We start from the raw sequence: 8,726 nt of genomic DNA, 5'->3' as shown, positions 1-8,726 counted from the left end.
GCGTGCATGGACGTGGTCACGCCGTATATCCACGACCGCAAGCAGTTCGGCCAGAGCATTGGCGAGTTCCAGCTGATCCAGGGCAAGGTGGCGGACATGTACACCACGCTGCAGGCGGCGCGCAGCTACCTGTACACGGTCGGCAAGAACCTGGACGCGCTCGGCAGCGACCACGTGCGCCAGGTGCGCAAGGACTGCGCCGCGGTGATCCTGTACACGGCCGAGAAGGCCACCTGGATGGCGGGCGAGACCGTGCAGATCCTGGGCGGCAACGGCTACATCAACGAATACCCGGCCGGGCGCCTGTGGCGCGATGCCAAGCTGTACGAGATCGGCGCAGGCACGTCGGAGATCCGCCGCATGCTGATCGGCCGCGAGCTGTTCGCGGAAACGATGTAACGGTGTGCCGGGTGCGCCGGAATCACCTCCGGCGCCCCCGGACATCCGGAGCGCTTCCCCGGAACCCATTTACAATCCCAACTACCCGTCGCAAGACCGTCACGCAGTCGCCCCCGTCGATCCATGTCCCACTTCCCCAAACTGCTCTCCTCGCAGATTGCCTTCGATGTGGCGAGAACGATGCTCGACGGGTTCGACAAGCACTACCGTCTGTTCCGCGAGGTCAGCCACCAGGCCAAGCTCAAGTTCGAGGCCGGCGACTGGCACGGGCTGCAGCAGATCCAGCGCGACCGCATCGCCTTCTACAACGAGCGCGTGCGCGAATCGAGCGTCATCCTCGAAGACGAATATGACGCCGAGAACATCGACGACGAGATCTGGCAGCAGATCAAGCTGCACTACATCGGGCTGCTGACCAACCACCACCAGCCCGAGCTGGCCGAGACCTTCTTCAATTCGGTCTGCACGCGCATCCTGCACCGCTCGTACTTCAACAACGATTTCATCTTCGTGCGCCCGGCGATCTCGACCGAATACATCGAGAACGAGGAATCGCCGACGCGCCCGACCTTCCGCGCCTACTACCCGGGCAGCCGCGCGGGCATGGCGGCATGCTTCGAGCGCATCGTGCACAACTTCCAGCTGGAGCGCCCGTTCGAAGACCTGAAGCGGGATATCGGCTACGTGGTGCGCGCCGTCAGCGAGCATTTCGGCGACTTCCGCACCGCGCCGAATTTCCAGGTCCATACGCTGTCGTCGCTGTTCTTCCGCAACAAGTCGGCCTTCATCATCGGCCGCATCCTGAACGGCGACCGCACCTTCCCGCTGGCGATCCCGATCGTGCACGGCCCTTCGGGCAAGCTGATGCTCGACACGGTGCTGCTGAAGAAGGAACAGCTGCTGATCCTGTTCTCGTTCACGCATTCCTACTTCATGGTCGACATGGAGATCCCGTCGGCCTACGTGACCTTCCTGCGCGACATCATGCCGCGCAAGCCGCGGGCGGAGATCTACACGTCGCTGGGCTTGCAGAAGCAAGGCAAGAACCTGTTCTACCGCGATTTCCTGCACCACCTGCAGCATTCGTCGGACAAGTTCATCGTCGCGCCCGGCATCCGCGGGCTGGTGATGCTGGTGTTCACGCTGCCGTCGTACCCGTACGTGTTCAAGGTCATCAAGGACTTTTACCCGGCACCCAAGGAAACCACGCGCGAGCTGGTGAAATCCAAATACCAGCTGGTCAAGCAGCACGACCGCGTCGGCCGCATGGCCGATACGCTGGAGTATTCCGATGTGGCCTTCCCGCTGTCGCGTTTCGACGATGCGCTGGTGCGCGAGTTCGAGCAGCACGCGCCGTCGATGATCGAATACCAGCGCGACAAGCACGGGGGCGAGGAGATCGTGGTGCGCCACGTCTATATCGAGCGCCGCATGACGCCGCTGAACATCTACCTGCAGGAAGGCACCGACGAGCAGGTCGAGCACGGCGTGCTGGAATACGGCAACGCCATCAAGGAACTGATGGCCGCCAACATCTTCCCGGGCGACATGCTGTACAAGAACTTCGGCGTCACGCGGCACGGTCGCGTGGTGTTCTACGACTACGACGAGATCGAGTACCTGACCGACTGCAACATCCGCCACGTGCCGCAGCCGCGCAACGAGGAAGAGGAGATGTCGGGCGAAGTCTGGTACACGGTGCGGCCGCACGATATTTTTCCCGAGACGTTCCGTACGTTCCTGCTGGGCGACACGCGCGTGCGCGCGGCGTTCCTGCGCCACCACGCGGATTTTTTCGACCCTGCCATGTGGCAGGGCCACAAGGACCGGCTGCTGGCCGGACATGTCCATGACTTTTTTGCCTATCACCCTTCCGAGCGATTCATCAACCGCTACGGCGCTGCCTCCGAACTGCCTGCCGCCGACCCTGCAAGGAGAGTCGCATGAATGAAGCCATCGCCCAGCTGTTCCGCAACAACCGCGATTGGGTGGACCGCGTCAACGCGGAAGACCCCGCTTTCTTCACCCGCCTGGCCAACCAGCAGGCGCCGGAATACCTGTGGATCGGCTGCTCCGATTCGCGCGTGCCGGCCAACCAGATCCTGGGGCTGGCCCCGGGCGAGGTGTTCGTCCACCGCAATATCGCCAACGTGATCGCGCACAGCGACCTGAATGCGCTGTCGGTGATCCAGTTTGCGGTGGAAGTGCTCAAGGTGCGCCATATCACGGTGGTGGGCCACTACGGCTGCGGCGGCGTCAAGGTCGCGCTCAAGCGCGAGCGCATCGGCCTGGCCGACAACTGGCTGCGCCATGTGCGCGACGTGGCCGACAAGCACGAGGCCTACCTGGGCACCATCCTGCGCGAGGAAGATGCCCACACCCGCCTGTGCGAGCTGAACGTGATCGAACAGGTCAGCAATATCTGCCAGACCACGGTGCTCCAGGACGCCTGGGACCGTGGCCAGGCCGTCACGGTGCACGGCTGGATCTACGGCGTGTCCGACGGCCTGCTGCGCGACCTGGGCATGGCGGCCAGCAACAACGACGAGCTGCACGAGCAGCTGGCCGCGGCCTACCGCCAGTACGGCGACCCGCCGCAGGCGTCGATCCGCTGAAATCGCGCGTAGCCGACACCTCACCCGACACCTCACCCGACAGCACTACCGCACACATACCCCGATCCAGGAGACCCGACATGGAAGAGATCGTCATCGTTTCAGCCGCCCGCACGCCGATGGCTGCGTTCCAGGGCGAATTCGCCAGCGTGACCGCGCCGCAGCTCGGCGCCGTCGCCATCCGCGCGGCGGTCGAGCGCGCCGGCCTGAAGCCGGAGCAGGTGGAAGAAGTGGTGTTCGGCTGCGTGCTGCCCGCCGGCCTGGGCCAGGCGCCGGCACGCCAGGCTGCGCTGGGCGCGGGCCTGCCGCTGAGCGTGGGCTGCACCACCGTCAACAAGATGTGCGGCTCGGGCATGCGCGCGGCCATGACCGTCTATGACGGCCTGATCGCCGGTTCGTTCGACATCGCGGTCGCCGGCGGCATGGAGAGCATGACCAACGCGCCGTACCTGATCCCGAAGGGCCGCGGCGGCTACCGCATCGGCCACGGCATGATTTATGACCACATGATGCTGGACGGCCTGGAAGACGCCTACGACAAGGGCCGCGCCATGGGCACTTTCGGCGAGGACTGTGCCGCCAAGTACGGCTTCACGCGCGAGCAGCAGGACGAATTCGCGATGGAGAGCGTGCGCCGCGCGCAGCAGGCCACCGAGAAGGGCGATTTCCGCTGGGAGATCGCGCCGGTGACGGTGTCGGGCAAGGGCGGCGATACGGTGATCGACACCGACGAAGGCCCGCGCCGCATCAAGCTCGACAAGATCCCGTCGCTCAAGCCCGCCTTTGCCAAGGATGGCACCATCACCGCCGCATCGTCGTCGTCGATCAACGACGGCGCCTCGGCGCTGGTGATGATGCGTGCTTCCACCGCGAAGCGGCTGGGCCTGCAGCCGATCGCCCGCATGCTGGGCCACACCACCCACGCGCAGGCACCGGGCTGGTTCACCACCGCGCCAGTGGAGGCCATCGCCAAGCTGTACCGCAAGCTCGACTGGACCACCGACAGCGTCGACCTGTTCGAGATCAACGAGGCCTTTGCCGTGGTGCCGATGGCGGCGATGCACGACCTCAAGATCCCGCGCGACAAGGTCAACATCCACGGCGGCGCGTGTGCGCTGGGGCATCCGATCGGGGCTTCGGGCGCGCGCATCATGACCACGCTGATCGGCGCGCTGCGCAAGACCGGCGGCAAGCGTGGCGTGGCGAGCCTGTGCATTGGTGGGGGCGAGGCAACGGCGGTCGGGATCGAGATCCTGTAACGCCTTTCCGCTTGTTTCTCCCCTCTCCCGCAAGCGGGAGGGGGGCCGGGAGAGGGGAGCCATGCAGAGGCAGATTGCTGAACCCGCCCATACCAGACCAAGGAGCAACCCTTGCCAACCGTCCTGATCCTCGGTGCCTCCCGCGGCATCGGCCTTGAGTTCGTCCGCCAGTACCGTGCCGACGGCTGGCGCGTCATCGCGGCGGCACGCACGCCGGAGGGCGTGGGCGCGCTGCAGGCGCTCGGCGCCGAAGCCCACCAGGTCGACCTGTCGGATCCTGGCGCTGTCGCCGGGCTGGGCTGGAAGCTCGACGGCGAAGCGCTCGACGTGGCGATCTATAACGCGGGCGTGCTGGGTCCGCGCACCGAAGGCGCGCAGCCGGTGACGCCGCAGGAGTTCGACCGGGTCATGCACGTCAACGTGCTCGGCCCGATGATGGCGCTGCCGCTGGTGCTGCCCTATGTCGAAGCCGGCCAGTCCGGCCACGGCGGCGTGCTGGCGGTGCTGTCTTCGCGCATGGGCAGCATCGGTGGCATGGAGCACAACGGCAGCTGGCTGTACCGCGTCAGCAAGGCTGGCGCCAACGCCGCGCTGCGCGCGGTGTCGCTTGACGCGCGCCACGCCACCTGCATCGCGCTGCATCCCGGCTGGGTCAAGACCGACATGGGCGGCCAGGACGCCGACCTGACCGTGCAGCAGAGCGTCAAGGGCATGCGCCAGGTGCTGGCCGGCGTCAAGCGGCGCGACAACGGCACCTTCCACAACTACGACGGCACGCCGATCCCCTGGTGATCGCGGCGCGCACGACCAACCGACCATCGATATGCTGCTGACCCCCGAACAGGAAATGATCCGCGACGCCGTGCGCCAGTTCGCGCAGGAGGTGATCGCGCCGCAGGCCGCGCAGTGGGACCGCGACAAGACCTTCCCCAAGGACGTGCATCGCGAGCTGGCCGCGCTGGGCGCCTATGGCGTGGCCGTGCCGGAAGAATACGGCGGCGCCGGCCTCGACTACCTGTCGCTCGCGCTGATCCTGGAAGAGATCGCGGCCGGCGACGGCGGCACCTCCACCGTCATCAGCGTGAATAACTGCCCGGTGTGCAGCATGCTGATGTCGTTCGCCAGTGAAGCGCAGAAGCAGCAGTGGCTGGCGCCGCTGGCGCGCGGCGAGACGCTCGGCGCGTTCTGCCTGACCGAGCCGCACGTCGGCTCCGACGCGGCGGCGCTGCGCACCACCGCGGTCCGCGACGGCGACGATTACGTGCTCAATGGCGTCAAGCAATTCATCACCAGCGGCAAGAATGCCGACGTGGCGATCGTGCTGGCGGTGACCGACAAGGCCGCCGGCAAGCGCGGCATCAGCGCGTTTATCGTGCCGACGTCGACACCCGGTTACGTAGTGGCGCGGCTGGAGGACAAGCTCGGCCAGCATTCGTCGGACACCGCGCAGATTCTGTTCGAGGACTGCCGCGTGCCGGCGGCCAACCTGCTGGGCGATGAGGGCGGCGGCTACAAGATGGCGCTGTCCGGGCTGGAAGGCGGGCGCATCGGCATCGCCTCGCAGAGCATCGGCATGGCGCGCGCCGCGTTCGAGGCGGCGCTGGCGTATGCGAAGGAACGCGAGAGTTTCGGCCAGCCCCTGTTCCAGCACCAGGCGGTGCAGTTCCGCCTGGCCGAGATGGCGACCCGCATCGACGTGGCGCGCCAGATGGTGTGGCACGCCGCGGCGCTGCGCGACGCCGGCCGGCCGTGCCTGAAGGAAGCCGCGATGGCCAAGCTCTTTGCCAGCGAGATGGCCGAGCGGGTCTGCTCCGACGCGATCCAGGTGTTCGGCGGCTATGGCTATGTCAGCGACTTCCCGGTCGAGCGCATCTACCGCGACGTGCGCGTGTGCCAGATCTACGAGGGCACCAGCGATATCCAGAAGATCCTGATTGCGCGCGCACTTGCCTGATCATGGCTTAAACAGCGTACGATGATGCCAAGTGCCGCCGGCGCCCCCGGCAAGGGCGGCACGACCCCGACCCCCGACTCGGCAAGACAAGAACAAAGGCTCCCGACATGACCGCAGCGATCGATTTCTACTTCGATTTCTCTTCGCCCTACGGATATTTCGCCAGCACCCGCATCGATGAACTGGCGCAGAAGTACGGCCGTATCGTCGCCTGGCATCCGATCCTGCTGGGGGTCGTGTTCAAGACCACCGGCGCTTCGCCGCTGCCGCAGCTGCCGCTCAAGGGCGACTACAGCTGGCGCGATTTCGAGCGCACCGCGCGCTTCCACGACATCGAGTACAAGCGGCCCACGCATTTCCCGCTGCCGACCACGCATGCCGCCCGCGCCATGCTGTGGCTGCAGAACCATCACGGCGCCGATATCGCCGCGGCGTTCGCCAGGTCGGTGTACCGCGCACTGTTCGTCGACGACATCAATATCGCCGAGCCGGCCGAGATCATGAAGCTGGCGGAGCCGCTGGGCATCGACGTGCAGGCCATGGATGCCGGCGCCACCAGCTACCAGATCAAGGACCAGCTCAAGGCCGAGATCGACGTGGCGATGGCCAAGGGCGTGTTCGGCTCGCCCTTCGTCATCGTCGACGGCGAGCCCTTCTGGGGCTTCGACCGCTTCGACCAGGTCGAGGCGCACCTGAAGGCGCGCCGCCAGACCGAACTCCGGGCCGTACCTGGTGTAGCCAGCCTGGACAACAAGGAAAAGAAACCCGCATGACCGCAGTAACCCAGGGCCATTCCGGCCGTTTCGATTGCGTGATCTTCGACTGCGACGGCGTGCTCGTCGACAGCGAGCCGATCGTCAACCGCGTGCTCAACCAGATGCTGAACGAACTCGGCATCGAGATCTCGCTGGAAGACTCCACGCGCCTGTTCCTCGGCCGCGCCGTGCGCGAAGAGCTGGACATGATCGAACGCATGCGCGGCGCGCCGCTGCCGGAAAACTGGCTGTCGACCTGGCTGGCGCGCCGCAACGCGGTGCTCGAGGCCGAAGTGGCGGCCGTGGCGCACGTGCGCGACGCCATCGGCAAGATCGCCGCCACCGGCATGCCGGTGTGCGTGGCGTCCGGTGCCGACCGTGTCAAGGTCAAGCTGCAGCTGACCAAGACCGGACTGGTCGAGCTGTTCCAGCAGGATGAGCGCGAGCATATCTTCTCCGCCACCGAAGTGGCGCGCAGCAAGCCGGCGCCCGACGTGTACCTGCTGGCCGCGCGCACCATGAGCGTCGAGCCGGCGCGCTGTGCCGTGATCGAAGACAGCCCCACCGGCGTCACCGCCGGCGTGGCCGCGGGCATGACGGTGTTCGGCTACGCCGCGCGCAACGACGCCGCGTCGCTGCGCGAAGCGGGTGCGCACACGCTCTTCACCGACATGCGCGAACTGCCGGAGCTGGTGGGATGACAGCGCGCCGCCCGCCCAAGGCCGGTCCGGTGCCGTGCCCATGCGGCGGCGCCGACTATGCCGCGTGCTGCGGCCGCTTCCATCGCGGCGAGGCACTGCCGCCCAATGCCGAGGCGCTGATGCGCTCGCGCTACAGCGCCTATGTGCTGAACGACACCGACTGGCTGCGCCAGACGTGGCATCCCTCTACCTGTCCGACGGACCTTGTGCCAGACACCGCCACGCGCTGGCTCGGCCTGTCGGTGAAGGCACACGCGCAGCAGGACAACACCCATGCCGAAGTGGAGTTCGTCGCGCGCTACAAGGTCGGTGGCCGCGCGTGGCGGCTGCATGAGCGCAGCCGCTTCGTGCACGAGCCGCGCGTGCCCGGCGAGGCCCCGCGCTGGCTCTATGTGGATGGCGACATGATCGGGAAAGCGCCATGAGTATCGCCATGTAGCCCGGCCTGCAGCACCGCACGCAGCGCAGGCTGGACGGATCCCCACCAAGACCCAAGCACGAAGAGACGATACGATGCCCACGCTGGAAACCAAACTGAACGCCCGCTCAGAATCGTTCAAGGCCAACGCCGACGCGATGCGGGATCTGGTGGCCGACCTCAAGGCGAAGATCGCAAAGCTGGCGCAGGGCGGCGGTGATGACGCGCGCAACAAGCATTTGTCTCGCGGCAAGCTGCTGCCGCGCGACCGCGTGCAGCAGCTGCTCGATCCGGGCACGCCGTTCCTGGAGCTGTCGCAGCTCGCCGCCTACGACATGTATGACGATGCCGCGCCGGGCGCGGGCATCATCACCGGCATCGGCCGCGTGGCCGGGCAGGAATGCGTGATCGTCTGCAACGATGCCACCGTCAAGGGCGGCACCTACTACCCGATGACGGTCAAGAAGCATGTGCGCGCGCAGGAGATCGCTGAGGAAAACAACCTGCCGTGCATCTACCTGGTCGATTCCGGCGGCGCCAACCTGCCCAACCAGGACGATGTCTTCCCCGACCGCGACCACTTCGGCCGCATCTTCTACAACCAGGCCAACCTGTCCAAGCAGGG

General features: G+C 66.4%; 10 protein-coding genes. All 10 read left to right on the top strand.

The features are described from left to right. The coding region (locus K309_RS0132660) for an acyl-CoA dehydrogenase family protein (RefSeq protein ID WP_255360138.1) at positions 1 to 399 on the top strand (399 nt) is incomplete at its 5' end. A gap of 123 nt (positions 400 to 522) precedes the next feature. Further along, positions 523 to 2,346: a bifunctional isocitrate dehydrogenase kinase/phosphatase gene (gene aceK / locus K309_RS0132655; protein ID WP_029050191.1), complete on the top strand. Its 1,824-nt coding sequence runs from the start codon at positions 523 to 525 to the stop codon at positions 2,344 to 2,346. Further along, entirely contained in the window at positions 2,343 to 3,014 is a 672-nt protein-coding gene (can, locus tag K309_RS0132650; protein ID WP_029050190.1) for a carbonate dehydratase, read from the top strand. Before aceK ends, can begins: the two co-directional genes overlap by 4 nt. Positions 3,015 to 3,094: 80 nt before the next feature. Next, entirely contained in the window at positions 3,095 to 4,273 is a 1,179-nt protein-coding gene (locus K309_RS0132645) for an acetyl-CoA C-acetyltransferase (RefSeq protein WP_029050189.1), read from the top strand. A gap of 111 nt (positions 4,274 to 4,384) precedes the next feature. Beyond that, positions 4,385 to 5,065 carry an SDR family oxidoreductase gene (locus K309_RS0132640; RefSeq protein WP_029050188.1) on the top strand — a complete coding sequence of 227 codons (681 nt, stop codon included), beginning with the start codon at positions 4,385 to 4,387 and terminating at the stop codon, positions 5,063 to 5,065. A gap of 31 nt (positions 5,066 to 5,096) precedes the next feature. Then, positions 5,097 to 6,227 (top strand): acyl-CoA dehydrogenase family protein, encoded by a 1,131-nt coding sequence (locus K309_RS0132635; protein WP_029050187.1) that lies wholly within the window; start codon positions 5,097 to 5,099, stop codon positions 6,225 to 6,227. Positions 6,228 to 6,334: 107 nt separating this feature from the next. After that, entirely contained in the window at positions 6,335 to 7,000 is a 666-nt protein-coding gene (locus K309_RS0132630; protein WP_029050186.1) for a 2-hydroxychromene-2-carboxylate isomerase, read from the top strand. Beyond that, positions 6,997 to 7,683: an HAD family hydrolase gene (locus K309_RS0132625; protein WP_029050185.1), complete on the top strand. Its 687-nt coding sequence runs from the start codon at positions 6,997 to 6,999 to the stop codon at positions 7,681 to 7,683. Before K309_RS0132630 ends, K309_RS0132625 begins: the two co-directional genes overlap by 4 nt. Then, entirely contained in the window at positions 7,680 to 8,108 is a 429-nt protein-coding gene (locus K309_RS0132620; protein ID WP_029050184.1) for a YchJ family protein, read from the top strand. The genes K309_RS0132625 and K309_RS0132620 overlap by 4 nt, the downstream gene beginning before the upstream one ends. Before the next feature lie 88 nt (positions 8,109 to 8,196). Continuing rightward, positions 8,197 to 8,726 (top strand): carboxyl transferase domain-containing protein (locus tag K309_RS0132615; RefSeq protein WP_029050183.1); only part of this gene is annotated, 530 nt, incomplete at its 3' end.

It is taken from the genome of Cupriavidus phytohabitans (genome assembly GCF_000426345.1).
In the GTDB taxonomy this organism is placed as follows: Bacteria; Pseudomonadota; Gammaproteobacteria; order Burkholderiales; family Burkholderiaceae; genus Cupriavidus.
This window is presented reverse-complemented; position numbering and strand designations above follow the sequence as displayed.